The sequence below is a fragment of the Agromyces sp. Marseille-Q5079 genome (genome assembly GCF_051016555.1).
Classification (GTDB): Bacteria; Actinomycetota; Actinomycetes; order Actinomycetales; family Microbacteriaceae; genus Agromyces.
Genome location: NZ_JBPEJF010000005.1, coordinates 124,435 through 148,983, shown reverse-complemented (window position 1 = coordinate 148,983; position 24,549 = coordinate 124,435). Strand labels below are relative to the sequence as shown.

Annotated in this window: 21 protein-coding genes; 14 read left to right on the top strand and 7 right to left on the bottom strand. The window is 72.1% G+C overall.

Annotation, left to right across the window (positions count from 1 at the left end; all coding sequences use genetic code 11):
* Positions 1–6: 6 nt before the first annotated feature.
* From ACR3IO_RS13325 to ACR3IO_RS13310, 4 genes are all read left to right on the top strand, one after another.
* A complete protein-coding gene (locus ACR3IO_RS13325) occupies positions 7–3,402 on the top strand; it encodes an ATP-binding protein (RefSeq protein WP_434071698.1) in 3,396 nt (1,131 codons plus the stop codon).
* On the top strand, positions 3,399–3,854 hold the full coding sequence (locus ACR3IO_RS13320) for a YdeI/OmpD-associated family protein (protein WP_434071697.1): 456 nt from the start codon (positions 3,399–3,401) through the stop codon (positions 3,852–3,854). Before ACR3IO_RS13325 ends, ACR3IO_RS13320 begins: the two co-directional genes overlap by 4 nt.
* Positions 3,855–3,910: 56 nt before the next feature.
* A complete protein-coding gene (locus ACR3IO_RS13315; protein WP_434071696.1) occupies positions 3,911–4,717 on the top strand; it encodes a siderophore-interacting protein in 807 nt (268 codons plus the stop codon).
* A gap of 110 nt (positions 4,718–4,827) precedes the next feature.
* Positions 4,828–5,007 carry a hypothetical protein gene (locus tag ACR3IO_RS13310; protein ID WP_434071695.1) on the top strand — a complete coding sequence of 60 codons (180 nt, stop codon included), beginning with the start codon at positions 4,828–4,830 and terminating at the stop codon, positions 5,005–5,007.
* Positions 5,008–5,070: 63 nt separating this feature from the next.
* Here the strand turns inward: ACR3IO_RS13310 and poxB are convergent, their stop codons facing one another.
* The gene (gene poxB, locus ACR3IO_RS13305) at positions 5,071–6,804 is read right to left on the bottom strand and encodes a ubiquinone-dependent pyruvate dehydrogenase (protein ID WP_434071694.1); all 1,734 of its coding nucleotides are present in this window, start codon (positions 6,802–6,804) and stop codon (positions 5,071–5,073) included.
* A 162-nt stretch (positions 6,805–6,966) separates the two neighbouring features.
* Between poxB and ACR3IO_RS13300 the strand changes: the two genes are divergently transcribed.
* From ACR3IO_RS13300 to ACR3IO_RS13270, 7 genes are all read left to right on the top strand, one after another.
* Positions 6,967–8,055 (top strand): substrate-binding domain-containing protein, encoded by a 1,089-nt coding sequence (locus tag ACR3IO_RS13300; protein ID WP_434071693.1) that lies wholly within the window; start codon positions 6,967–6,969, stop codon positions 8,053–8,055.
* A 101-nt stretch (positions 8,056–8,156) separates the two neighbouring features.
* Positions 8,157–9,455: an ABC transporter substrate-binding protein gene (locus ACR3IO_RS13295; protein WP_434071692.1), complete on the top strand. Its 1,299-nt coding sequence runs from the start codon at positions 8,157–8,159 to the stop codon at positions 9,453–9,455.
* Positions 9,456–9,511: 56 nt separating this feature from the next.
* Positions 9,512–10,441: a carbohydrate ABC transporter permease gene (locus ACR3IO_RS13290; RefSeq protein WP_434071691.1), complete on the top strand. Its 930-nt coding sequence runs from the start codon at positions 9,512–9,514 to the stop codon at positions 10,439–10,441.
* A complete protein-coding gene (locus ACR3IO_RS13285) occupies positions 10,441–11,409 on the top strand; it encodes a carbohydrate ABC transporter permease (RefSeq protein ID WP_434071690.1) in 969 nt (322 codons plus the stop codon). Before ACR3IO_RS13290 ends, ACR3IO_RS13285 begins: the two co-directional genes overlap by 1 nt.
* Positions 11,406–12,413 carry a hydroxyacid dehydrogenase gene (locus tag ACR3IO_RS13280; protein WP_434071689.1) on the top strand — a complete coding sequence of 336 codons (1,008 nt, stop codon included), beginning with the start codon at positions 11,406–11,408 and terminating at the stop codon, positions 12,411–12,413. The genes ACR3IO_RS13285 and ACR3IO_RS13280 overlap by 4 nt, the downstream gene beginning before the upstream one ends.
* 35 nt (positions 12,414–12,448) lie before the next feature.
* Positions 12,449–14,485 (top strand): PQQ-binding-like beta-propeller repeat protein, encoded by a 2,037-nt coding sequence (locus ACR3IO_RS13275; RefSeq protein WP_434071688.1) that lies wholly within the window; start codon positions 12,449–12,451, stop codon positions 14,483–14,485.
* Between the two features lie 220 nt (positions 14,486–14,705).
* Positions 14,706–15,389, top strand: a complete 684-nt coding sequence (locus ACR3IO_RS13270; protein WP_434071687.1) for a ThuA domain-containing protein — start codon at positions 14,706–14,708, stop codon at positions 15,387–15,389.
* 81 nt (positions 15,390–15,470) lie between these two features.
* Here the strand turns inward: ACR3IO_RS13270 and ACR3IO_RS13265 are convergent, their stop codons facing one another.
* From ACR3IO_RS13265 to ACR3IO_RS13250, 4 genes are all read right to left on the bottom strand, one after another.
* A complete protein-coding gene (locus ACR3IO_RS13265; protein WP_434071686.1) occupies positions 15,471–16,313 on the bottom strand; it encodes a DivIVA domain-containing protein in 843 nt (280 codons plus the stop codon).
* Entirely contained in the window at positions 16,310–17,518 is a 1,209-nt protein-coding gene (locus ACR3IO_RS13260) for a globin domain-containing protein (RefSeq protein WP_434071685.1), read from the bottom strand. Before ACR3IO_RS13260 ends, ACR3IO_RS13265 begins: the two co-directional genes overlap by 4 nt.
* A gap of 4 nt (positions 17,519–17,522) precedes the next feature.
* Positions 17,523–17,930: a group I truncated hemoglobin gene (locus ACR3IO_RS13255; RefSeq protein WP_434071684.1), complete on the bottom strand. Its 408-nt coding sequence runs from the start codon at positions 17,928–17,930 to the stop codon at positions 17,523–17,525.
* Positions 17,931–18,092: 162 nt separating this feature from the next.
* A complete protein-coding gene (locus ACR3IO_RS13250; protein ID WP_434071683.1) occupies positions 18,093–18,380 on the bottom strand; it encodes a hypothetical protein in 288 nt (95 codons plus the stop codon).
* A gap of 23 nt (positions 18,381–18,403) precedes the next feature.
* Between ACR3IO_RS13250 and ACR3IO_RS13245 the strand changes: the two genes are divergently transcribed.
* Positions 18,404–18,925, top strand: a complete 522-nt coding sequence (locus ACR3IO_RS13245; protein ID WP_434071682.1) for a MarR family winged helix-turn-helix transcriptional regulator — start codon at positions 18,404–18,406, stop codon at positions 18,923–18,925.
* A 76-nt stretch (positions 18,926–19,001) separates the two neighbouring features.
* Here the strand turns inward: ACR3IO_RS13245 and ACR3IO_RS13240 are convergent, their stop codons facing one another.
* On the bottom strand, positions 19,002–19,571 hold the full coding sequence (locus ACR3IO_RS13240) for a TetR/AcrR family transcriptional regulator (RefSeq protein WP_434071681.1): 570 nt from the start codon (positions 19,569–19,571) through the stop codon (positions 19,002–19,004).
* A gap of 107 nt (positions 19,572–19,678) precedes the next feature.
* Here ACR3IO_RS13240 and ACR3IO_RS13235 point away from each other — a divergent pair, with 107 nt between their 5' ends.
* Positions 19,679–22,309: an MMPL family transporter gene (locus ACR3IO_RS13235; RefSeq protein WP_434071680.1), complete on the top strand. Its 2,631-nt coding sequence runs from the start codon at positions 19,679–19,681 to the stop codon at positions 22,307–22,309.
* A gap of 51 nt (positions 22,310–22,360) precedes the next feature.
* Here the strand turns inward: ACR3IO_RS13235 and ACR3IO_RS13230 are convergent, their stop codons facing one another.
* Positions 22,361–23,371: a DUF2804 domain-containing protein gene (locus ACR3IO_RS13230; RefSeq protein ID WP_434071679.1), complete on the bottom strand. Its 1,011-nt coding sequence runs from the start codon at positions 23,369–23,371 to the stop codon at positions 22,361–22,363.
* Positions 23,372–23,496: 125 nt separating this feature from the next.
* Here ACR3IO_RS13230 and ACR3IO_RS13225 point away from each other — a divergent pair, with 125 nt between their 5' ends.
* Entirely contained in the window at positions 23,497–24,522 is a 1,026-nt protein-coding gene (locus tag ACR3IO_RS13225; RefSeq protein WP_434071678.1) for a tocopherol cyclase family protein, read from the top strand.
* Positions 24,523–24,549 lie beyond the last annotated feature (27 nt).

The window sequence follows — 24,549 nt, the reverse complement described above, 5'->3', positions numbered from 1 at the left end:
CGTCACATGACCAGCGCGCGCACCCCCCGGAGTGGGGGTGCGCCGCGGCTTCTCGTGCAGCTGCTCGGCGGGTTCCAGGTCACCCGCGACGGCGGACCCCAGCCGCCCGAGCGCTGGACGCGCCCGAGCGCCCGCACCCTCGTGAAGCTCCTCGCCGTCGCCCCCGACCACCGGTTGCACCGCGAGGAGATCATCGCCGTCTGCTGGCCCGACGCCGATCCCGAGGCGGCGACGCGCAGCCTCGGCGTCGCGCTGCACGCCGCCCGTCGGGCACTCGAACCCGAACTCGCCCCGCGACAGCCGTCGAGCTACCTCACCAGCGACGGCGCCCTGCTGCGCCTCGAACCCGCAAGGGTGCAGGTCGACGCCGACGACGCCGAGCGGCTGGCCGCCGCGGCGCTCGAGTCCGGCGGGTTCCCCGACCTGAGCGCCGCCGCCGCCGCCCTCGCCGCGGACCTGCTGCCCGAGGACCGATACGCGCCCTGGGCGCACGCACGGCGCGATCGCCTGGTGCAGGCGCGCGGCCGCGTCCGGCTGCAGCTCGCCGATGCCCTGTTCGAGCTCGGCCGGCCCGAGGATGCGATCTCCGTCGCGCGGGACGTACTCGCCGAGCAGCCGGCCGAGGAACGCGCGCATCGCGCGATCATGCGCGCCCATCTCTCGCTCGGGCTCCGACGGCAGGCCATCCACCAGTACCACGCCTGCCGCGCCGCGCTCGACGAGGAACTGGGCGTGGGGCCCGGCCCGCAGACCGAGCACCTGCACCTGGAGGCGCTCGACCTCGATGCCGGCTCGGCGCGTCTCGACGATGTCGTGCTCCCGCCGCCCGCGCTCCGCGTGGCACCGGCGACCCCGCTGCACGGCCGGGCCGACGCGGTCGAGCGGCTCGCCGCCGGAGGTGGGCCGGCCATCGTGCTCGTCACGGGCGAGGCCGGGATCGGCAAGACGCGGGTCGTCGTCGAGTACGCCCGACGCGCGCTCGACGACGGTGCGATCGTGCTCTGGGGTGCAGGTCACGACGCCGAGGGCCAGACGCCGTACGGCGCGATCATCGAGGCGCTCGACGGCTGCCTCTCGAGCCGATCGGCGACCGAACGCGCACGCATCGGCGGCGAGTACCCCGAGCTGGCCGCGCTCCTTCCCAGTCTCGGGAGCACCGCGCCCCCGTCGCAGCGCAGCCCCGACGACGAGCGCCGACGTCTCTTCCAGGCGGTCGCGGGCCTGCTGGAGGACCTCGCGGCGTCGGCGCCCGTGCTGCTCGTGATCGACGACCTGCACGCGGCCGATCTCGGCACGCTGGGCCTGCTGAGCAGCCTCGCCCGACGCTCCGCCGTCTCGCGTCGGCCGTGGCGCATGTTCGCGACGTTGCGCGACGACGAGCTCGCGACGGACGACCCCCGTCGCTCCGTGCTCGACGCCCTGCAGCGCGAGGCGCTCGCCGAGACCCTGCCCCTGCCGCGACTGGCACGGGAGGACTGCCTCGCGCTCGCGACCGACATCGCCGGTGCGGATGCCCCGGAGCGGGTGTGGGAGCTCTCGCTCGGGCATCCGCTCTTCGCCGTCGAGCTGGCGCGCGAGGTGGGCGAGCTGGGCGAACGCTCGCCGCACTCGACCGGCGTCCGTCAGCTGGTCGCCGCACGTCTCGCTCGGCTTCCCTCCACCGCCCGGCGAGTCGCGGAGGTGGTCGCGACCGCCGGAGGGGAGGCCGCGACCTCCGAGGTGATCGACGTCGCGACGCAGGCACTGCATCCCGCGCTGTCGACCGGGGAGGCGGCGGAGGCGGTCGACACCGCGCTCGCCGCCTCGGTGCTGTTCGAGCGGGATGTCGTGATCGACGGCCGCCCGGTGCCGGGCCTGGTGTTCCAGCATCCGCTCGTCCGTCTCACTGCCTACGACGAGCTCTCCGCCGTGCGACGACAGGTCCTGCACAGCGCGTACGCCGACGTCGTGCTGCGACGACGTCCGCATGCGGTCGACGCCCTCGCGATGCACCTCGTGCGGGCCGACGACCCCCGTTCGACGACCTACCTGCGCCAGGCCGCCGAGCGCGCCGCCGCCCTCAGCGCGAACGAGACCGCCGACCGGTACTACGCCGAGCTCGTCAGCCGCCTCGACGCGGTCAGCGCCGAAGCGGCCTGGGTGCGTCTCGATCGCAGCATCGTGCTGCAGCGCACCTCCCGCTTCGACGAGGCGCGCGTCGTGCTGACCGAGGCCCTCGGCGACCTGCGCCGGCGCGGTGACCGAGACGGCGTCGTGCTCGCCACTGCCAGGATCGCGGAGGTGCTCGTGAGCCTCGCGACGCCGCAGGAGGCGCTGTCCGTGCTCGACGCCGACGCGGTCGAACCCGACACCGGGCCGCTCGCCGCGACGACGCACCACCTCGCACGCACCCGCGCCATGCTCGTGACCGGTCGCTACGACGAGGCCGTCGTGTCGGCGGGCCTCGCGCAGGCCTTCGCGCAGCGCAGCACCGAGCCTCAGCGGCGGGGACTCCTCGCTCGCGCGCTCCAGTACCAGGCCGTGTCGCTCGCGCTCGACGGGCGCTTCTCCGAGGCGGGTCCCGTCGCCGATGAGGCGCTCCCGCACGCCGAGGCCTACGGCGATCCGCAGATCCTGGCCTCCGTGCTGTCCGTCCAGCGCGAGCAGGCTCGACGGTCGGGCCGACTGCACGAGGCACTCGAGACCGGCCGCCGCGCGCTCGAGCTGGCCGCTCGTTCGGGCGAACGGCTGTCGCAGGCCTTCGAGCAGGCGAACCTCGCCGAACTGCTCCTCCTCGTCGAGGAGGATGCGGAGGCGGCGGCGCTCGCCGACGCGGCGGTCGCGGCATCCGTCGATCAGGCCGGGCTGTCCACGCCGTACGCGCTCCTGGCCCAGGCGCGGGTGCGCATGCGGCGCCGTGAAGACCCCCTGCCGCAGCTCGACGAGGCGCAGCGCGTCGCCGAGGAGTCCTCCGACCGGCAGGCCCTCGACGAGGTCGGGCAAGCCAGGGCCGAGTGGCTCGTCGGGAGCGGTGCGCACGACGCGGCGCGGCGCGTGCTCGAGGCGCTGCCGCGTGGTTCGGCGACGACGATGGCGTGGGCGCAGCTCGGCCTGGGTGACGCCGTCACGGCCGAGCGGATCGCCCGCGCCGAGGTCGACCGAGCGGCCCGCGGGGGCGAGCGGCTGACCGAGGTCGACGCCCGGATCGCGCTCGCCGCCGCACTCGTCGAGCTGGGCGAGTCGCGGCGTGCCGATGAGGAGCTCGACGCGGCCGATGAGCTCGCGACGCGGCTGCCGTATCCGGCCGGGTCGACGCGGATCATGCGCGCTCGCACGGCCTCGGCCACTCCCGCCGGCGATGACAGTACGCTTCCCTCGGAGATGCCGGCCGGTGACCGGGCCGGGTCGAGGGGAGCGCGATGACGGAGTTCCGGGCGGTCGTCGAGCCGCAGGAGAAGATGCGGGGGCTCGAGGTCCCCGAGACGGCGGTCGAGGAGCTCGGCGGGGGCCGGCGTCCGCGGGTGTCCGTCACCGTCAACGGCCATTCGTGGGAGACGCGCGTGGCCATCATGCTCGGGCGCAACCTCATCGGGCTGAGCAACGCCAACCGCGCGGCGGCCGGGCTCGTGGTCGGCGACGAGGTCACCGTGCGGCTCGAGCTCGCGACGGAACCCGTCGATGCCGACGTGCCCGACGACGTCGCGGCCGCGTTGGACGCGGACCAAGCGGTGCGCGGCCGGTTCGACGCCCTCACCGTCAGCCAACGGCGCCAGCACGTGCGGGTCATCGACCAGGCCAAGACGGCGCCGACGAGGCAGCGTCGCATCGCGAAGCTCGTCGAGGAGCTCGGCGGCCGGGGCGCCGCACCGGCGTGACCCGGCCTGGCGTCCGCGTGGTCGGGCGGCCCGCTTCGGCGTGATGTGATGGGGGCATGCCGACCATTCGCCTCGCCGTGACGGGCGCCACCTGGATCACGCCGAACCTCCGCCGGTTGCACCTGCACGGCGACGACCTCTCGGCGTTCGCCGCGAGCACGTTCACCGATCGATACCTCAAACTCGTCTTCCCGAAGCCGGGAGTCGTCTACCCCGAGCAGATCGACGTGCGCGAACTGCGCGCGACGATGCCCGCCGAGGACCTGCCGGTCGTTCGCACGTACACGGCGCTGCATCCGGATGTCGCGGCCGGCACGCTCGACATCGACTTCGTCGTGCACGGCGACGAGGGGGTCGCCGGGCCGTGGGCGGCGAACGCCGAGGCAGGTGACATCCTGCTCGCCAATGGCCCGGGCGGAGCCTACCGACCCGACCCGGGGGCCGACTGGCACCTGCTCGCCGGCGACGAGTCCGCCGTTCCCGCGATCGCGGCGGCGCTCGAGGCGCTGCCGGTCGAGGCCGTGGCCAGGGTCGTCGTGCTCGTCGAGTCGGCCGAGCACGAACCGCGGTTCGCCCTGCCGCAGGGCGGCAGCGCCGTGTTCGTGCACCGCGACGGCGGATCCGGCGAAGGGCTGCTCGCCGAGGCCGTGCGTGCCGTCGGCTGGCTGGAGGGACGCGTGCACGCGTTCGTGCACGGCGAGGCCGAGGAGGTCATGCGGGGCGTCCGGCCCTACCTGCGCACCGAGCGCGGGCTCGGTCGGGAGCAGCTCTCGGTCTCGGGATACTGGCGTCGCGGCCGTACCGAGGACTCCTTCCGGCAGTGGAAGGCCGACTTCGCGCGGGCCGAGGGCGAGGAGCGCTGACGCTCGGCGCCGCGTGGGCGGTCGCCTAGAGCACGCCGCGCGCCCACGCAAGGCCTCGACGCCGCAGGCGTACGAGCCTACGTTCGGAGCACCGACCGAGAGGGGCCACCATGTCCGATCCCGAGATCACGCCGTCCGAGCCCGAGGACGGCCCCGGCGAGAACCCCGACGGTGGGCGTCCGTCCGGCGACGACATCACGCTGCCCGAGGAGATTCCCGCAGGCGACGAGACCGTCGAGGCCGACACCGCCTCCGGGGGCGCGCCCGAGCCCGCGGGCGACGGCGCCTGACGAGCGCGGCCGTGCGCCCGCCCCGTGCCGCGGCGGCCGTATCGCCGCGTCGGCCGGTGCGCCTCACTTGAAGATGCGCCGCCAGACGTTCGTGTCCGCGAGGTCGAGCAGTTCGTCGCCACGGCCCGACATGACCGTGCGCAGCGCGTAGAGCGCGAAGCCCTTCGTCTGCTCGGCGGTGATCGACGGCGGGATCGAGAGCTCCTGGCGTGCCACGACCACGTCGATGAGCGCCGCACCCGGTTCGGCGAACGCCTTGGCCAGCGCCGCCTCGAGGTCGGCGCCCTGCTCCACCCGGATGCCGGTGATGCCGACCGAATCCGCGACGGCCGCGAAGTCGGGGTTCACGAGCTCGGTGCCGAAGTTCACGATGCCGGCCGCCTTCATCTCGACCTCGACGAAGTTCAGCGATGAGTTGTTGAACACGATGATCTTGATCGGCAGGTCGTTCTGCCGGATCGAGAGCAGGTCGCCCATGAGCATCGCCAGGCCGCCGTCGCCGGCCAGCGCGATGACCTGTCGCCCGGGGGCGGCCGCCTGCGCGCCGAGCGCGTGCGGCATCGCATTGGCCATCGATCCGTGCGTGAACGAGCCGATCAGGCGACGGTCGCGCGTCATCCGCAGGTACCTCGCCGTCCAGACGACGGGCGAACCGACATCCGCCGTGAAGATCGCATCGGAATCGGCCAGCCGGTCGATGACCTTCGCGAGGTACTCGGGATGGATGGGCTGCTTGCCGTCGTCGTTCGCGAGGCCGTCGAGCTCGCGTCGCGTCTTCTCGTAGTGCTTCACGCTCGACTCGAGGTGCTTGCCGCTGCGGTCCTCCGCGATGAGGGGCAGCAGCGCCGCGGCGGTCTCGCGCACGTCGCCGACGAGTCCGAGGTCGACGGGCGTGCGACGCCCGAGCTGCTCCCCGCGAAGGTCGACCTGCACGATCTTCGCCTTCGACGGATAGAACTGCCGGTACGGGAAGTCGCTGCCGAGGATGAGCAGCGCGTCGCACTTCTCCATGGCCCGATAGCCCGAGGCGAACCCGAGCAGTCCGGTCATGCCGACGTCGTACGGGTTGTCGTACTCGATGTGCTCCTTGCCGCGGAAGGCGTGCACGATCGGCGCCTGCAGGCGTTCGGCGAGCGCGAGGACCTCGTCGTGCGCGCCGGCCACCCCGGCGCCGGCGAGGATCGTGACGGATGCCGCGGCGTTCAGGATCCCCGCGGCCTCGGTGAGTTCCTCGGGGGAGGGCAGCACGCGCGGGCGGGCGGCGCGGATGGGGGCGCTCGGCCTGCGCGCCGGCGCATCGCGGAAGAACACGTCGGCCGGCACGACCACGACGGCGACGCCCTGCTTCTCGACGGCCGTGCGCATGGCGGTCTCGAGCACCCACGGCAGCTGCGACGGATCGCCGACGAGCTCGCAGTAGACGCTGCATTCGCGGAACAGCTCCTGCGGGTGCGTCTCCTGGAAGTACCCGCTGCCGATCTCCGACGACGGGATGTGCGAGGCGATCGCGAGCACCGGCACGCGGCTGCGCTGCGCGTCGAACAGCCCGTTGATGAAGTGCAGGTTGCCGGGTCCGCAGCTGCCGGCGACGACGGCGAGCTCGCCCGTGACGGCGGCATCGGCGGCGGCGGCGAAGGCGGCCGTCTCCTCGTGCCGCGCATGCAGCCATCGGATGCCGCCGTCGCGGCGCAGCGCATCGGTGAACGCGTTGAGCGAGTCGCCCGGAAGGCCCCACACCCTCGTCACGCCCGCGCGGGTGAGCGTCGTCACGAACAGTTCGGCGATCGTCTGCGACATCCGTCGTCCTTCCCCCGTGGTCCCGGCGCCGGACGACGCCGTCTCACCACCGTACGTCGCTCCCGGGCGGTCGTGTCAGGGCGAGGCGCGTCGGGCGCGAAGTGCGTATCGTGAGTCATGTTCGTTCATGTGAACGAACAAACCCACACATCAGGAGGCTCCGTGGTCGCCGTCGCCCGTCATGACACCATCCTGCGCGAGCTCGAGCTGCGAGGCTCGCTCGCCATCACCCAGCTCTCGAAACGGCTGGACGTCTCCGCGATGACCCTGCGCCGCGATCTCGCGGAGCTCGAGTCACGCGGCCTCCTCGTGCGCGTGCACGGTGGGGCGGTCTCGACGGCGGTCGCGAAGCAGCAGGAGCGCGGCGCGGGGGAGGCCGGCGGGTCGGTGCGACGCCCGGTCGCGACGATCGGGATGATCGCGCCCACGGCGAACTACTACTTCCCGCAGGTCGTGCGCGGCGCGAGCGACGCCGCCCGCGAGCTCAACTGCCGACTCGTGCTCGGCACGACGAACTACTCGGAGCGCGAGGAGCTGCGCCAGGCGGAGCGGCTCATCGCGGGCGGGGTCGACGCGCTGATGATCACGCCGCACAACGGCCTCGTCGAGGGCTCGGCGTTGCACGAGCTGCTCATCGACGCGCCGGTGCCGATCGTGATCGTCGAGCGCGGCGTCGACGAGCGCATCGCCGGCCGCATCGAATCAGTGCGGAGCGACCACGCGTACGGCGCCGAGCTCGCCGTCCGCCACCTCGCCGAGCGCGGCCACCGCCGGATCGCCCTCGCCGCGCGCGAGGCGGCGACCACGCCGTGGCTCCTCGACGGGTACGAGCGCACCATGGCGAGGCTCGGGCTGGGTGAGCATGTGCTGTTCCGCACGCTGCCCACGCCCGAGGTCGGCGCGGACTCGGCGATCGACGCGCTCGAGCGGTTCTACGACGAGTGCGTGAGGAACGACGTCACGGCCGCCCTGATGCTCGGCGACGTGGACTCCATGGCCTTCGCCGACCTCGTCGTTGAACACGGCCGCCGCATTCCCGAGGACTTCGCGCTCGTCGCCTACGACGACGAGTTCTCGGCGTTCGCCGCCGTGCCGCTGACCGCCGTCGCTCCGCCCAAGCACGACCTCGGCTACGCCGCCCTGCGCCTCTGCTTCGACCGCATCCGCCAGCAGGACGGCGGCGGGCACGCGGTCACCCGGATGTCGCTCCTGCCGACGCTCGTCGAACGGGAGTCCACTCGAGCCTCGTGAGATGTTCGGAAATGTTCGCTTTGTGCGGCATTTCTTGCGGCGCCCGTCGAAGTCGACTTCAGTGGCCGTTGCACGCTTCACATTCAAAGGAGAATCCAGTCATGAACCTGCGTCGCACTTCATCCACGGCGGCAGCGTTGCTGGCCGCGGGCATCCTCCTGGCCGGATGCTCGTCCGCGACCTCGACGCCGGCCGACGAGGCCGCGGAAGCGGCCACCGGCGAGATCACGTTCTGGTCCTCGCTCAGCGGCATGGCCGACGTCGCCGCCGCGTTCAACGCGAGCCAGGACGACATCACCGTGAACTTCGAGGAGATCGCGAACGGCGCCAACGGCGGGTACACGAAGCTCGCCGCTGCGATCGAGTCCGGCACCGGGCCCGACGTCGTCGGCATCGAGTACTACCGCCTCCCCGGCTTCGTCGGATCCGGCCAGGTCGTGCCGGTCGACGACCTCGTGCCGAGCGAGACGCTCGGCGAGTTCAGCGACCAGGTGCGCGGCCTCGTCGGCTTCGAGGGTGCGACCTACGCCCTGCCCTACGACGCGCCGCCGCTCGTCATGTGGTACCGCCAGGACGTGCTCGACGCCGCCCGCGTCGCCGTGCCGAAGACCTGGGACGAGTTCGAGGAGGCCGCCCGCGCCGTGCACACCGCGAACCCCGAGGCCTACCTCACGAGCTTCTTCACGAACGAGCCGCAACTCGCCCCGCTCGCCTGGCAGTCGGGCGCGACCTGGTTCGGCGTCGACGAGGACCACTGGAAGGTCACGATCGACGACGACCGCACGCAGGAGGTCGCCGACTACTGGCAGAAGCTCATCGACGAGGACCTCGTGAAGCCGCAGCTCGGCTTCAGCGACGAGTGGACGGCCGACCTCAACAACGGCGTCGTGAACGGCTGGGTCGGCGGATCCTGGAGCGCGTCGGGCCTGAAGACGCGCACGGAGGCGTCCGGCCAGGCCGGCAAGTGGGTCGCGGCGGCGCCGCCGTCGTGGGACGGCGAGCCCACCGGCGCGCTGAGCGGCGGCACGAGCTTCGCGCTCACCGAGAACTCGGAGAACCAGGCCGCGGCGGCCGCCTTCCTCACCTGGCTCACGACGGACCCCGCCGCTGTCGAAGCCCGCGGAGACGTGGGCACCGCCTACCTCGCCTACCCCGGACTCAACGAGGTCGCCGAGCGGGTCGCCCCCGTCGACTACTTCGCGAACGACATCTACGAGGTCTTCGACGAGGCATCCGCCTCGATCGTCGACGGATGGTCGTGGGGTCCGAACTACGACATCACCAACACGGCGATGAAGGACGCGGTCACGACGGCGCCGACCTTGGGCGATGCGGTCGAGCAGACGCAGGACGAGACCGTGGCCGGGCTCGAGCAGCTCGGCCTCGAGATCTCCGAATAGACCGGAGCGGTGCCGGCGGACGACCCGCCGGCACCGCCTCACCGAAGGGCAACCCCATGAGCGTCCGACTCAGCGAGCGGGCACCGCGCACCACGCGGCATCCGATCGCCGGCACCGGCGGCCGCACCGCCGCGATCTTCCTCACCCCGTTCTTCGCGCTCTTCCTCGTCGCCATGGTGGCGCCCGTGGCCTACGCGATCGGGATGAGCCTCTTCGCCGAGCGGCGAAGCGGCCTCGGCTTCGGCGGCACCGAGACGGAGTTCGTCGGTCTCGGCAACTACCTCGACGTGCTCTCGAGCGAGACCTTCATCGCCGGCTTCGGTCGTCTCGCGCTCTACTGCCTGCTCTACATCCCGGCGCTGCTCGGCGTCGCCCTGCTGTTCGCCCTGCTGCTCGACGCCGCGGTCGCGAAGGCGAAGCGCGCGTTCCAGCTGCTGCTGTTCCTGCCGCACGCCGTACCCGGGGTCATCGCCGCGCTCATCTGGGCGTACCTCTACACCCCGGGCGTCAGCCCGTTCGTCTCCGCGCTGGACTCGGGCGGCATCCAGATCGACTTCCTCTCGGTGCACATGGTGCTCCCGTCGATGGTGAACATCGCCGTCTGGGAATGGGCGGGCTACAACATGATCATCCTGTTCACCGCCCTGCAGGCCGTGCCCCGCGAGGTCCTCGAGGCCGCCCGGGTCGACGGGGCGGGCGAGATCCGCACCGCCCTCTCGATCAAGACCCCGCTGATCGCCCCGTCGCTCGGCATCGCCCTGCTCTTCACGGTGATCGGCTCGCTGCAGCTGTTCACCGAGCCGAAGATCCTCTCGTCGGTGACCACCGCGGTCACGAGCACCTGGGTGCCGAACATGTGGGCCTACGACGCGGCGTTCAACCGCAACAACCTGCCGCAGGCGGCGGCCGCGTCGATCATCCTCGCCCTCGTGGCCGGGCTGCTCTCGTGGATCGTCACCCGATTCACCTCGAAGGGACGTGCCTGATGATCGCGACCACCGACGCCCCGTCGCACCCGGCTGCCGACCGCCCGGCCGGCCCCGTCGCCCACGATGGCGGCCTCGGCAGGCCGCCGCACGAGCCGGCCGGCGACCGCCGTCGCCGTTCCGGGAGTCGCGCCCCACGACGCCCGGCCGCGAGCCTCGCCGTCAACGGCATCCTGCTCCTCGGCGTCGCGTACATGGTGCTGCCCCTCCTGTGGCTCGTCTTCGCGGTGACCAAGGACGCGAAGGGCCTCTACGGCTCGAGCGCGTTCTCGCCGGGCGGGGCGTTCCTCGAGAACCTGCAGCAGCTCATGACCCAGGACGACGGCATCTTCTGGCGCTGGTTGGGCAACAGCGTGTTCTACGCCGGCGTCGGCGCCCTCGTCTGCGGCTTCGTCGCCCTCATGGCGGGGTACGCGTTCGACAAGTTCACGTTCCGCGGCAAGAACGGGCTGTTCGGGTTCGTGCTCGTCGGCGTGCTCATCCCGAACACCGCGACGGTCATCCCGCTCTACCTGCTCGCGGCGTCGATCGGCGCGACGAACACGATCTGGGCGGTGCTCATCCCCGCGTTCTGCAACCCGTTCAGCGTCTACCTCGCACGGGTGTTCAGCGCCGGCTACCTGCCGGACGAGACCCTCGAGGCCGCACGCGTCGACGGCGCCGGCCCGATCCGCAGCTTCCTCAGCGTCGGCCTGCCCATGCTCGTGCCGGGGTTCGTCACGATCGTGCTGTTCCAGTTCGTCGCGATCTGGAACAACTTCATGCTGCCGCTCATCATGCTGCAGGACCGCGACCTGTTCCCGTCGAGCGTCGGAATCGCGCTCTGGCAGAGCCAGGTGCAGCAGAACCCGGAGTTCTCGACGCTCGTGATCGCGGGGTCGTTCGTCTCGATCCTGCCGCTGCTCCTCGCCTTCATCGGCCTCCAGCGCTTCTGGCGCTCGGGCCTGTCCGCCGGGGCCGTCAAGTGAGCCGCGACCGCCTGCGCGTGACGTTCGCGATGGCGGCCGACGTGCGCGAGCGCATCTTCCCGGCGGAGCAGGTCGCCCGGTTCGAGGAGGTCGCCGACATCGCCGGCATCCTGACCGAGTTCGAGTCGGATGCCGCGAAGCAGGCGCTCCTCGAGACCGAGGTGCTCGTGACCGGCTGGGGTGCGCCGTTCCTCGACGCGGCCGTGCTCGACCTCGCGCCGCACCTCCGCGCGGTCCTGCATTCAGCGGGCACGGTGAAGCCGTACGTGTCCGAGGACGTGCTCGCCCGCGGCATCCGCGTGAGCACGGCGGCGGCGGCGAATGCCGCGCCCGTGGCCGAGTACACGGTCGCGATGATCGTCCTGGCCAACAAGAAGGTCCTGCCCATCGCGGCACGGTACCGGATGCTGCGACAGGAGTTCGACGTCGAGCAGGCGTTCCCCGGGCTCGGCAACTTCGGCAAGCGCGTGGGCATCGTCGGCGCATCGAGGATCGGGCGCCGGGTCATCGAGTTGCTGCGCGGCTACGACCTCGAGGTCGTCGTCTCCGACCCGTTCCTGTCGGACGCCGAGGCGCTGAGCCTCGGCGTGGCATCGGTCGCGCTCGACGAACTGCTCGCCACCTCCGACGTCGTGTCGATCCATGCGCCTTCGCTGCCGAGCACGCGGAACCTCGTCGACGAGCGCGGCATCGGGCTCATGCGCCATGGGTCGACCCTCGTGAACACGGCGCGCGGCGAGATCATCGACCAGGCGGCGCTGACCGCACGCGTGACGGCGGGGGAGCTGTACGCGATCCTCGACGTCACCACGCCGTGGGTGCTCGAGCACGAGCATCCGCTCTACGGGCACGACCACGCCCTGCTCACGCCCCACATCGCGGGGTCCCTCGGCGGCGAGCTCGGGCGCCTCGCCGACGTCGTGCTCGACGAGCTGCACCGGTTCGCGCAGGGGCTTCCACTCGCACACGAGGTCGACGCGGAACTGCTCGCGATCACGGCCTGACGACCCACCTCCACCCTCCGAACGAAGGAGTTCCGATGTCCGAATCCCCGATGCTCTCCCGACGCGTGGTGCTGCAGGCCGGCGGTGCCGCGGGCTTGGCCGCGATCGCGGCGCTCGTCGCCGCCGACCCGGCGCTCGCCGCCTCCCGTGCGGCCGGCCGGCCGACGGGTCCGACCATCACCGACCTCGGCCCGGCGGTGAGCCAGTACGGCCTGATGAGCGCGCTGCTCGTAGGGGACACGGTGTACATCGGATCGCGCAACATCGAGCCCACCGGGGTCATCGGCTTCCACCTGCCGACCCGCACCGTGACGGTCAGCACCGAGGTCTCGACCGGGTACGCCATCCAGGCCCTCGCCGCCGACGCGAGCGGCCGCTACCTGTACATCGGCATCCTCCAGAAGTCCGGCGGTCCGCAGCCGAACCTGCACCGGTGGGACCTGCAGACGCCAGAGGTGCCCGCGGTCCCCATCGGCGCGATCGGCGACCGCGACGTCCGCGACCTCGCCGTCGCGCCCGATGGCACGCTCTTCGCGGTCGGCGGCGGCAGCGCCACAGCACCGGCGCTCTGGCAGTTCGACCCCGCATCGGGCCGCGTCGCGAACCTCGGAATCCCCGACGCCGCCTCCACGCTGGCCCGTGCGGTGGCCGCCACCGACACCGCCGTCTTCTTCGGCGCGGGGAGCACGCTGGGCGGCGGCGGCAGCGCCGGGCGGGCCACCCTGTTCGCCTACGACCGGGCGACGTCGACCTTCTCGTCGATCGCACCGGCCGAGTTCGCCGCCGACCCGAGCGTGCGCGAGCTCACGATCGTGGGCGATCGACTCGTCGCGTCGACGGCCGCCTCCACGGAGCCCTCGAAGGTCGCCCTGATCGACCTGGCGGACCTCTCGTCGTACACCGTCGCGACCTCGATCGGGAAGACGGCGAAGAACGTGGCAGCCATCGGCGACCACCTCTACCTCGCCAACGAGACCGGCCTCCTCGACTACTCCACGACCGATGGCACGATCACGCAGCTCGAGCTCGGCGGACTCGACCTCGGGGAGATCTGGGGCGTCGACGCCCACGGAGGCGTGCTCGCCGTGGTGTCCGCGTACGGCTTCGTGGCCGAGGTCGACCCCGCGACGGGCGCGGCGAGCGTCACCGATCTCGGCGAGGCCGGCGCGCCGGTGAGCCCCCAGACCTGCATGGGCCTCGCGGCCGGCGCCGGCTACGTGTACGTCGGCGGCAACGGCGTCATCGCCCGGCACTCGCTCGCGACCGGCGAGGTGGTCAACCTGCGGGCGCCCGGCGAGGCCAAGGACGCCGAGGTGATCGACGGCGTGCTGTACACGGGCCAGTACAACGCGCAGGGCATCTGGTCGTACGACCCGAACGGCGGTGCCCCGATCCGGCAGGTGGCCGCGTTCGCCTCGGAGCAGAACCGACCGCTCGACACCGCCTGGGACGCCGTGAACCTGCGGCTGCTGGTCGCCGTGCAGTCCGACACGGAGGGCGGCGGGTCGCTCTGGACGTACGATCCGCTCACATCGCAGTCGAGCATCGTCGTGAACCCCATCGACGACCAGCAGCTCGTGCGCGCGGTCGTCACGAGGGAGGGCATCGCCTACCTCGGCGGCGACAACGCCCAGAAGACGGGGCCGCGAGGCACCGTGGTGGCGTGGGATCCGGTCGCCCGGGCGGAGCTCTGGCGCCTCGAGACCGGCCTGCCCAACGGCATCGCCGCGCTCGCCGTTCAGGGGCCGCACCTCTACGCGCTCACGATCAAGGGCGGATTCGTCGTGATCGACCTGCGCGACCGGCGCATCGTGCACACGGCCGACCACCGCCCGCTCTGCCCGGGCTTCGCCGCGATGGTGTCGAACCGGGGCGTGGTCTACGCGGTCTCCGACACGACCCTGTGGCGCTTCGATCCGAAGACCTTCGCCGCGACCGTCGTCGTGCCCGCGATCAACGGCGGCTGGTACAGCGGCTCGCACCTGAACGTCGACGAGGACGGCAACATCTACACGCTGCGCGGACGCAACCTGGTGCAGGTCGTCGACCGTCCCCGTTCGTCGGGAGCCTGATCGTGACCGTCGTCGTCGTCGTCGTCCGGAGCGGGGCGGCCGCGACGCCGTCCCAGGCACGCGTCCGCGGGCGACGGCGCCTGACGCCCGTCGCGAGTATCGAGTCCGCCGTGCGGCCTCGACGTGACGGGGGTATCTTCGACGGTGTCCGACCTGAACGGCGTCGCGAGGTCGGCCGTGACCGATCCGCTGGTCGTCGGCGCAGGCATGGAGGCCGATCGTGACCGACGTCGTCATCCTCAGTGGGGCAGGCCGCTACGCCGACCCGTGGCATCCGTTCGCCGAGACGAGCGCGGCGATCGCCGACCTCGTGCGGGAGGCGGGCTTCACGGTCGAGGTCCTCGACGATGCGGATGCCGCGCTCGCGGCGCTCGACGACGACGTGCGCATCATCGTGGTCAACGCGGGCGACCCGGTCGACACGCCGCCGCCCGCGCAGGCCGAGGCCGCGGCATCCGCCCTCGACCGGGCGTTGGACCGCGGGGTCGGGATCCTCGCGATGCACGCCGCGGCGTCGAGCCTCCGCGCGTACCCGGCGTTCGAGCGGGCCCTCGGAGCGCGCTGGGTGCGCGACGTCTCGTGGCATCCGCCGCTCGGCGAGGCGCGGGTGCACCTCGTCGGCAACCACGCCATCGCCCAGGGCCTCGAGGACTTCACGGTCGTCGACGAGCGCTACACGGGTCTGCGGCTGCTCGGCACGATCGAGCCGATCGCCGAGCACGAGGAGGACGGCACGCGGCATCCGATCGTGTGGGCGCGCGAGCTCGGCCGCTCGCGGCTCGTCTACGACGCGCTCGGGCACGATGCGCGATCGTACGAGTCGGCCGGCCACCGGGCGCTGCTCACGCGGGCGCTCGCCTGGCTCAGCTCGGCGTCCCGACCGGGCGGCGCGGTCGGGGCATAGCCCTCAGGCCCGGCCAGGCCCGGCCGACCCGGTGCGGACGCCGTCGTCGCGCGGAGCCGGTCGACGCCGCGCGACCGGCCGTCAGCGCCGGGTCGCGGTTCGGGACTCGGGGAACGCGGGCGGGGCGGTCGATTCCGATTCGGCGAACACGGATGACTCGGAGAACGACCCGGGCATCGTGAAGGTCTCGGGTTCGACGAAGGACCCTCGCGTGGCGACCGGACGAGACCAGTCCGGCTCCTCGATCGGCTCCTCGATCGGCTCGTCGACCTCGCTCGTGGCGACCGATGGATCGGCCACCGCTTCGGGATCGGCCTGGGGGAGGTTTCCGAGGCGGTCGACCTGCTCGGTCAGGGCGTCGAGGACGGAGCGCAACTGGATCTGGGCGACCTTCGCGTACGTGCGCACGTACTCGATCTCGGGGAGGGTCGGGCCTTCGGGCTTGGCCGGCCCCGTCGCCAGCCCCGCGACCACGTGACCCGCGCTGCGTTCGGCGCGCTCCAGGACCTCCCGGTACTGGTCGCGTGCGGCCACGACGAGATCGCGCGCGTACTGCTCGGCGTCGGCCACGGCCCGGTCGGCGATGAGCTGCGCCTGGGAGAGCAGCCCGACGGCTCCGGCGGCGATCTCCTGCTCGACATCGGTGCCCGCCTCCGTGCGGAGTCTGGCGTTCTCGGCTCGCAGGTTCGTCAGCTCCAGCCGGTCGCCCTCGAGGGCGACGCGGACCTGGGCCACGTCCTCCGACAACCGGTGGATGAACGCATCGACCTCGGCGCGGTCGTACCCGCCGCCGAAGCCCTTGATGCCGAAGCGAACGTTGCCGGCCTCGGGCAGGCGGGCCACGGCGCTCGCCAGCGACCCGTCGGGCGTCGCGGTGGGAGGCGCGTCGGGAACAGCGCCGTCGTCGGTCGGTTCGGGTGTCATGCGCGGGCCCCCATCTGCTCTACCGCAGCCCGGGCCGGCTGCGGATTCTGGGTGTGGTGGTGCGATGCGTGGCTGTCGTCGTCGAGCGTCGCGAACTGCTCGAAGCGGATGTCGGTCGACGGCAAGCCGGCGTCGCGGAGTCGCGCCACCGTGTGGCGCACCATGTCGGGCGATCCGGCCACGAGCGCGAGCAGGCCGGGTCGGGCGGCCTCGTCGGCGGCGACGTCGCCCACCAGGCCCTGGCGGCCGGGGTAGCTCGAGTCGCCCGAGACCACCGGCGTGTAGGTGAACCAGGGGCGGACGGTCAGGTCGCGGAGCAGCTTCGCCTCGTAGAGGTTCCACGGCACGCGCGCCCCGTGGAACAGGTGCACCCGAGGGGCCTCGCCCGTCGCCTGCCACTGCTGGTCGATGCGCTCGAGGTGGGCTCGCATCGGCGCCAGACCGGCGCCGCCCGCGATCATGAGGAGCTCGCGGGTGCGCTCGTGGTCGCCGAGGGTCAGCTCCTCGCCGACCGGGGCGCCGACGCGCAGCGTGTCGCCGACGGCGAGCGAGCGGATCATCGGGCCGCTGACCTGGCCGCCGGGAACCAGCTGGACGTGGAACTCGAGGGTGCCGTCGGCACGCGGCGCGTTGGCCGGGCTGAAGTAGCGCCAGAGCCGGGGCCGGGCCGGGATCTCGACCGCCATGGCCTGGCCCGGTTCGAAGGGCAGGGCGGGGTCGGGCATCACCTGGATGACCGCGACGTCGATGCTGCGCCGGTCGACCGAGAGCACGTGCCCCTCCCAGGCCGCCGGGCTCGTCGCCTCGGACTCCTCGGCCGCCTGGACCATGACCATGGCGATGAGGCCGTATGCCGCGGCCCAGTCGGCCGCGAGCTCCTCGGTCCATGCGGCGCCGAGGAAGTGCTTCAGCGTGGCGAGCAGGGATACTCCGACGGCGTCGTAGTGCTGAGCGATCACCTCGAAGCGACGGTGATCGCGCCCGAGCTGCTGGATGAACCCCGTGACCTCGTCGAGCTCGTCGACTCGGGACACGATGCGACCGAGCGCGCCGACCAGTCGGTCGCGCTGGGTCGCCATCGAGACCGGGAACATGCTCCGCAGGTCGGGGTGCGAGAGGAACAGGTGGGAGTAGAAGTACAGCGGGACCTCGTCGCCGAGCGTCTCGGCCGCCGCCCACGTCTCCTTCAGTGCGGCAGTGTTCACCGAATCAGCCTCGCGTCGAGGACACCTCGACGATGTCGGCTTCCGTGCCGCCGAGCGCGACGCCGACCCGGCCGATGATCTCGGACGGCACGCCGGCTTCGGTCAGCGCGGTGACCAGGTGGCCGACGACGACCGCGAAGTCGTCGCTCGAGATGCCCATGCCCTCGTGCGCCGCACGCAGTTCGCGGCCCTCGTACTCGACCGGTCCGCCCATGACCTGGGAGACGAGCGCGACCTGGTGGCGCTTGAGGCGGACCATCTCGACGCCCTCGAAGTAGCCTGCGAGTCGCTCGTCGGCCACGACCAGGTCGTAGAACCGGTTCACCACGGCGGTGATCGCGGGGGCCCCTCCGACGGCCGTGTAGTCGCTCACTTCGAGCACATCCGACTGGTCAACGCTGGGAGTCGTCACGTTTCATCCGTTCACTAGGTAGGGCTTGTGGCTACCCTTCCTAGCAGACCCGGACGCCGCGTGGCCAATGTGATTCGGGCCCCGGACAGGCCTGTCCACGAGGCGACCTGAGGGGGTTACGGCGAACCGCCGCGCCGGGTGGGCGTGTGCCCCCTTCGGGGGTTACGCGCCGGCCGGGCAGTGCACCTGCGTGCGCTCGCCGGAGCGGTCGATGCGGTGCAGGTCCATCGCCCGGCCGCAGAGCGGACAGCGAGGGTCGGCGGGCGGCACGTACGGCGCCTCGGGGCGGCCGATGCCGACCTGCGCGGGGCCGGTGAAGTTGTAGATGACGGCGTTGAAGCGGTTGTAGAAGCCGGGCTTGCCGAGGAACGGATTGAGCCGGGAGGGCGTGCGCGGGGTTCGCGGCGCGGCCTGGGGCTCGCTCGCGGCATCCGTCTTCTTTCGTGCCATAACAATGAGTATACTAACGAATTGTGACGAATCGCCGCGAAGACCGACCGACCGAGGTCGAGACCGAGCCCGCCGCCGACGCGGCGGCCGACGCGCTCGACCCGCTGGCGCTCGAGCGCCAGCTCTGCTTCGCGCTCGCCGTCGCCTCCCGTCTGGTGATCGGCACGTACAAGCCCATCCTCGAGCCGATGGGCCTGACGCATCCGCAGTACCTCGTGATGCTCGCGCTGTGGGAGCAGGAGCCGCGCGCCCTGAACGAGATCGCCCGCCTCGTGCGGCTCGAGCCCGCGACGCTGTCGCCGCTCGTGAAGCGCCTCGAGGCGGCGGGCTACGTGACCCGTGAACGCTCCAGCCGCGACGAGCGGCAGTTGGAGCTGCGACTGACGTCCGAGGGGCGCCGCCTGCGCGAGCGGGCCGAGCGGGTGCCCGAGCAGGTCGTCGCGGCGCTCGGCGTCGAGGTCGACGACCTGATGCACCTGCACGGCGAGCTCTCGGCGCTGATCCAGCGCGTCAGCCCCGACGCGTCCTCGGTCGCCGCGTCCTGAGCGCGACGCGGCCTCGGCGGCCGCTTCGCCGGCCTCGGCGGCCTCTGTGCCCGCATCGCCGCGTGCCGTGAACCGGTCAGACGCCGAGCACGGCGTCGACGAGCCGGGCGGCCGTCGCGGCATCGGCCGGCGTGCGGCTCAGCGCCCGAAGCACCACGGCGCCGACGAACGCGTCGCCGAGCTCGTCGAGCGGGCGATCGGGTGAGAGCTGCCCGGCTGCGACCGCCGACTCGAAGCGGGCGCGGAGCAACTGGTTGGCCCCCAGGCCCTCGGAGAGTCGCAGGCCGACGCTCGGGTGGTCGCCCGCGGCCGCGATGAGCGAGTGCACCATCGTGTCGCCGCCCTCGCGATCGACGAAGCTCAGGATGCCGCGGAGCCAGGCGACGAGGTCGGCCCGGAGGTCGCCCGTGTCGGCCGGGTTGAACCCCTCGCGGAACAACAGGCCCTCGAGCAGGCAATCGGCGACGAGCGCGCCCTTGGACGGCCACCAGCGGTAGATCGTCTGCTTGCCGACGTGCGCCTCGGCGGCGATGCCCTCCATCGTGAGGTTGTCGTATCCGCGGCTCTCGAAGAGTCGGGCCGTGGCGTCGAGGATCGCGACCCGCGCGGCTTCGCTGCGAACCGGACCCCGTCGATGCTCGGACACCAGCACATGGTACTCATCGTTCACCGGTTTCACAGAAAGACGAGACGGTGCGTCTCGTATACTCGCACGGGCGATCGCGCCGTCGATCGCGCATGAGAGGACACGACGTGGCTGAGCTGCTGTACCGACTGGGCAAGTTCTCGGCACGACGGGCCTGGGTGGTCATCGCCGCCTGGACCGTGGTGCTGGCGATCGCGGTCGCCGGATTCCTCGTGGGGTTCAAGGGCCTCACGACGAGCTTCGACGTGCCGGGCACCGAGTCGGGCGAGGTCATCGCCGAGCTCCAGGACGAGATGCCGCAGTACAGCGGCGGAGCCGGCACCGTGGTCTTCACCACGACCGACGGCTCGGCGCTCACCGCCGAGCAGCAGGCCGAGATCAGTGCGCTCATCGTCGACCAGGGCGACCTCGTCGACGTCGAGGACGTGGTCGACCCGTTCGAGGCGCAGCAGCAGCTCGAGGACCAGCAGCAGCAGTTGGCCGACGGCCAGCAGCAGATCGACGACGGCACGGCGCAGCTCGAGGACGGCCAGGCGCAGCTCGACGCCGGAACCGCGCAGCTCGAGGCCGGGCAGGCGCAGCTCGACGCGGGCCAGGCGCAGCTCGATGCCGCGCGCGAGCAGCTCGTCGCCGCCGGCATGCCGACCGACGAGGTCGACGCCCAGCAGGCCCAGCTCGACGCGCAGCAGGCGCAGCTCGACGCCCAGACCGAGGCGCTCGCGAGCGAGCAGGCCAAGCTCGACGACGGCGCCGACGAGCTCGCGGCCAACGCCGAGCAGCTCGCCCTCGGCGGTGAACTGCTCGGCTACGCCGACGGCATCCGCCTCGTCTCCGAGGACGGCTCGACCGCGATCGCGAACGTCTCGTTCACCGTGCCGCGCCTCGAGCTCTCCGAGGACGCCAAGCAGTCCGTCATCGACCACTTCGCGGCCGAGCCCATCGAGGGTGTCTCGGTCTCGTTCTCGACCGACATCTCGCAGGGCGTTCCCGAGCTGTTCGGCATCGGCGAGGCGATCGGCCTCGTCATCGCGGCGATCGTGCTGCTCGTGATGCTCGGATCGGTCATCGCGGCATCCCTTCCGCTCGTCACCGCGATCTTCGGCGTCGCCGTCGGCATCCTCGGCTCGCTCGCCTTCTCGGGCGTCGTCGACATGGCGTCGGTCACGCCCATGCTCGCGGTCATGCTCGGCCTCGCGGTCGGCATCGACTACTCGCTCTTCGTCGTGAACCGGCACCGCAAGCAGCTGCTGCAGGGCGCCGAGGTGGTCGAGTCGATCGGGCTCGCCAACGGCACCTCCGGCAACGCCGTGGTGTTCGCCGGCACCACCGTCATCGTGGCGCTGCTCGCGCTGAACGTCACCGGCGTGCCGTTCCTCGGCCTCATGGGCACGGTGGGCGCGGTCGCCGTCGCCGTCGCCGTGCTGATCTCGACGACGCTCACGCCGGCGCTGCTCGGCCTGCTCGGCATGCGCATCCTCCGCCGCAAGGTGCGCGCCCACCTCGGCGAGGGCAACCGCCACGAGCCGCCCGTCGTGAAGGCCATGCCCACCTGGCGCGCGGTGCTCACCGGATTCGTCACGATCGTCGCGCTGCTCATCGTCGCGATCCCCGCGCTCTCGATGCGCGTCGGCCTGCCCGACGGCTCGAGCGAGCCGCACGACTCGGCCGCGTACGAGGCGTTCACCGTGACCGAGGAGCAGTTCGGCGCCGGCGCGAACAGCCCGCTCCTCGTGACGGCCGAGCTCCCCGAGGGCACGACCGACGACGAGGTGCTGCAGCTCCAGGTCGACATCGCGTCCACGATCGCCGCGCAGGACGACGTGGTCTCGGTCGCCGCGGTCGACGTCTCCGACGACAACTCGCTCGCCGTGTTCCAGGTGATCCCGGCCGAGGGGCCGAACGCGGCCTCGACCGAGCAGCTCGTGCGCGACCTGCGGGCGCTGCCGCCGGTGAACGGCGACATCACGCTCGGCGTGGCGGGCCAGGCGGCGATCAACATCGACATCTCCGAGGGCCTCGCGGACGTGCTGCCGCTCTACCTCGTCGTCGTGGTCGGGCTCTCGCTGCTCATCATGATCCTCGTGTTCCGATCGCTGCTCGTGCCGATCATCGCCACCGGCGGCTTCATCCTGTCGCTGTTCGCCACCTACGGCGCGATCGTCGCGCTGTTCCAGTGGGGTTGGGGTGCGGACGCGCTCGGCATCAGCACCGGGCCGATCCTGAGCTTCCTCCCGGTGATCCTCGTGGGCATCCTGTTCGGCCTCGCGATGGACTACCAGCTCTTCCTCGCCACCGGCATGCGCGAGGCCTACGTGCACGGGTCGCCCGCGCGGCTCGCCGTGGCCCAGGGCCTGCGCGCCGGTCGGTCGGTCGTGATCGCGGCCGGGCTCATCATGGTCTCGGTCTTCGGCGGCTTCATCTTCTCGGACTCGACCATGATCCGTTCGGTCGGGTTCGGCCTGGCCTTCGGCGTGCTGGTCGACGCCTTCGTCGTTCGCATGCTGCTGATGCCCGCGATCATGCACCTGCTCGGCCGGTCGGCGTGGTGGATCCCGAAGTGGCTCGACCGCATCATGCCCGACGTCGACGTCGAGGGTGCCGCGCTCGAGCGTCGACACCACCTCGTCACGACCGAGGACGACGCGGATGCCGCAGCCGACGCGGATGCCGCGGACGAGCCCCTGGTCGTCACCGGATCCGCCGACGACGACGTCGCCCCGGAGCCGACGCGCGCGTGACGCGCCCCTGAGCCGCGCGGCCGGGATGGGACGACATCCCGGCCGCGCACCTCACCAGCGGTTGCGCACGTCCTCGGCCCAGCCGAGGAGTCCGTCGACCGGGATGCGCTCGCCCGAGGCATCCACCCAGCCGGAGTAGTGGCCGAAGCACTGGTGGCCGTGCGAGCCGAAGACGAGCAGCTCGGTCGAGCTCACCCGGTCCCAGAACGGCTCGAAGCGCAGGTCGACGGATGCGCCGTGGATGCGCCACGGCGCGAGCCAGTCGTGCTCGTCGTACTCCCAGGCGAGCTCGTCGCCGATCTTGTGGAGCCGCCCGTCGACGAGCACGGCGTTCTCGGTCGATCCGGTGCCGTCGGTCCACCGGCCGCCGAGCTGGAGCCCGATCGTGCGATCGCCGACCCGCCCGGAGGCCGCGCCCCAGTTCCAGGTCATGCGGTATGGCCATCGGCCCCGCCCGTGATCGAGCACGGCCCAGCTCTCGCCGGTCGGCAGCTCGATACGGTCGCCGGCGACCTCGAGCCATCCGCTCGCCGGTCGCGCGACATCCTTCACCGTGTACTGGAACCGCGTCGGCGACCAGGGCACGACGACGCCCAGGCTCTCGTGTCCGGCGGGCCGGTGGGCGATGACATCGAGCCTGACGTCTCCGGATGTCGCCCGCAGCCGCGTGCCCCCGTCGACCTCGTCGAGGTCGATCGAGACCGACTTCGTGACCGCCCGGGCTGGGCCGTCGCCGAGCGACGCGGGCAGCACGGCGCTCGACGCGAGCGGGGCGATCGCCGACCGGTCGATCGTCGCCCCGGTGCGCCGGTCGTGCACGAGCACGGCGTGCACGGCCGCGTAGTCGAGCGAGGACACCGTGAGGGCGATCACGTGGGTCGGGGTGGTGACAGCCCAGTACTCCCACCGCTTGTTGCGGCCCCAGACGCGGCGCCCGTCGATGCCCGACGTGTCGTGCATCGGGGTGCGCGTCCAGCCGACCGCCTCGGGGTTCAGCCGGCCGTCGGCGCCGACGAGGGCGACGGGGGAGGTGAGCTCGCGCTCGGTGATCGTACGGGGCATCCTGGTCCGATCTCACGGGGTTCGGGGCGGCCACGCGTCGGCGCTCGGGCACGTCGACGTGAAATCCGCAGCGAGCGTAGCAGTGGCGGATGCCGCATCCGCTCGCGTCCCCCTAGGGTTGGCGCATGCGGACCCCAGCGGCGTACGTGCGAGGCGTGCGGCATCCCGAGGCATTCCACGGCCGCGGCGTGACGCGCGGCTACTTCGAGGGTTGGTACAACAAGGTCGTGTCGGCCGACCGCACGCAGCGCTGGGCCGTGATCCCCGGCGTGTTCCGCGGCATCGGCGGCGGTGGCGGCTCGACCGACGGCGCCGCCACCACCGACGAGGCGTTCGTCCAGGTGCTCGACGGACGCACCGGGCGCTCCTGGTACCACCGGTTCGACGTCGCCGACTTCGAGGCATCCGACCGGGAGTTCGAGGTGCGGGTCGGGCCCAACCGGTTCTCGCCCGAGGGCATGACGCTCGACCTGCCGCAGTTGCGCGGCACCATCGCCTACGCGAGCCCGCTCGAGCCGTGGCCGGTGACGGCGCGCGAGCCCGGCATCATGGGCTGGTACGGGCTCGTGCCCGCCATGGAGTGCTTCCACGGCATCGTCTCGTTCGGGCACGCCCTCGCGGGCGAGATCGAGGTCGAGGGCGCCACGACGAGCTTCGACGGCGGCCGCGGGTACCTCGAGAAGGACTGGGGCAAGGCGTTCCCGGCCGGCTACGTGTGGATGGCGAGCAACCACCTCGACACCGAGGTCGGCGACGGGGCGGATGCCTCGCTCATCGCCTCGATCGCGATCATCCCGTGGCTCGGGCGCGCGTTCCGCGGGTCGATCATCGGCCTGCGACACGGTGGGCGCCTGCACCGGTGGACCACCTACAACCGCTCGAAGGAGACCCGCCTCTCGATCGACGACACGCACGTGCGCTGGAGCATCACCGGCCCCGACGGCGTGCTCGAGCTCGACGCCGAGCGGGTGCGCGGCGGGCTGCTGCACGCGCCGCTCCGCACGGCCATGCACCAGCGGGTGGAAGAGACGCTCGACGCGAACATCGCGTTCCGCCACCTCGACCACGACGGCCGGGTGCTGCTCTCGGGAGTCGCGGCCTGCGCGGGGCTCGAGGTCTTCGGCGACACCGAGCGCCTGCTCGCGCTCTGACGCGCGGATCTCCGGGCCTGCGCCGCG

What these genes read in the sequence shown, in the direction of transcription:
- ACR3IO_RS13325 (WP_434071698.1), top strand. Translation starts at nt 7, where the DNA reads ATGACCAGCGCGCGCACCCCCCGGAGTGGGGGTGCGCCGCGGCTTCTC.
- ACR3IO_RS13320 (WP_434071697.1), top strand. Translation starts at nt 3,399, where the DNA reads ATGACGGAGTTCCGGGCGGTCGTCGAGCCGCAGGAGAAGATGCGGGGG.
- ACR3IO_RS13315 (WP_434071696.1), top strand. Translation starts at nt 3,911, where the DNA reads ATGCCGACCATTCGCCTCGCCGTGACGGGCGCCACCTGGATCACGCCG.
- ACR3IO_RS13310 (WP_434071695.1), top strand. Translation starts at nt 4,828, where the DNA reads ATGTCCGATCCCGAGATCACGCCGTCCGAGCCCGAGGACGGCCCCGGC.
- poxB (WP_434071694.1), bottom strand. Translation starts at nt 6,804, where the DNA reads ATGTCGCAGACGATCGCCGAACTGTTCGTGACGACGCTCACCCGCGCG.
- ACR3IO_RS13295 (WP_434071692.1), top strand. Translation starts at nt 8,157, where the DNA reads ATGAACCTGCGTCGCACTTCATCCACGGCGGCAGCGTTGCTGGCCGCG.
- ACR3IO_RS13290 (WP_434071691.1), top strand. Translation starts at nt 9,512, where the DNA reads ATGAGCGTCCGACTCAGCGAGCGGGCACCGCGCACCACGCGGCATCCG.
- ACR3IO_RS13285 (WP_434071690.1), top strand. Translation starts at nt 10,441, where the DNA reads ATGATCGCGACCACCGACGCCCCGTCGCACCCGGCTGCCGACCGCCCG.
- ACR3IO_RS13275 (WP_434071688.1), top strand. Translation starts at nt 12,449, where the DNA reads ATGTCCGAATCCCCGATGCTCTCCCGACGCGTGGTGCTGCAGGCCGGC.
- ACR3IO_RS13265 (WP_434071686.1), bottom strand. Translation starts at nt 16,313, where the DNA reads ATGACACCCGAACCGACCGACGACGGCGCTGTTCCCGACGCGCCTCCC.
- ACR3IO_RS13250 (WP_434071683.1), bottom strand. Translation starts at nt 18,380, where the DNA reads ATGGCACGAAAGAAGACGGATGCCGCGAGCGAGCCCCAGGCCGCGCCG.
- ACR3IO_RS13230 (WP_434071679.1), bottom strand. Translation starts at nt 23,371, where the DNA reads ATGCCCCGTACGATCACCGAGCGCGAGCTCACCTCCCCCGTCGCCCTC.
- ACR3IO_RS13225 (WP_434071678.1), top strand. Translation starts at nt 23,497, where the DNA reads ATGCGGACCCCAGCGGCGTACGTGCGAGGCGTGCGGCATCCCGAGGCA.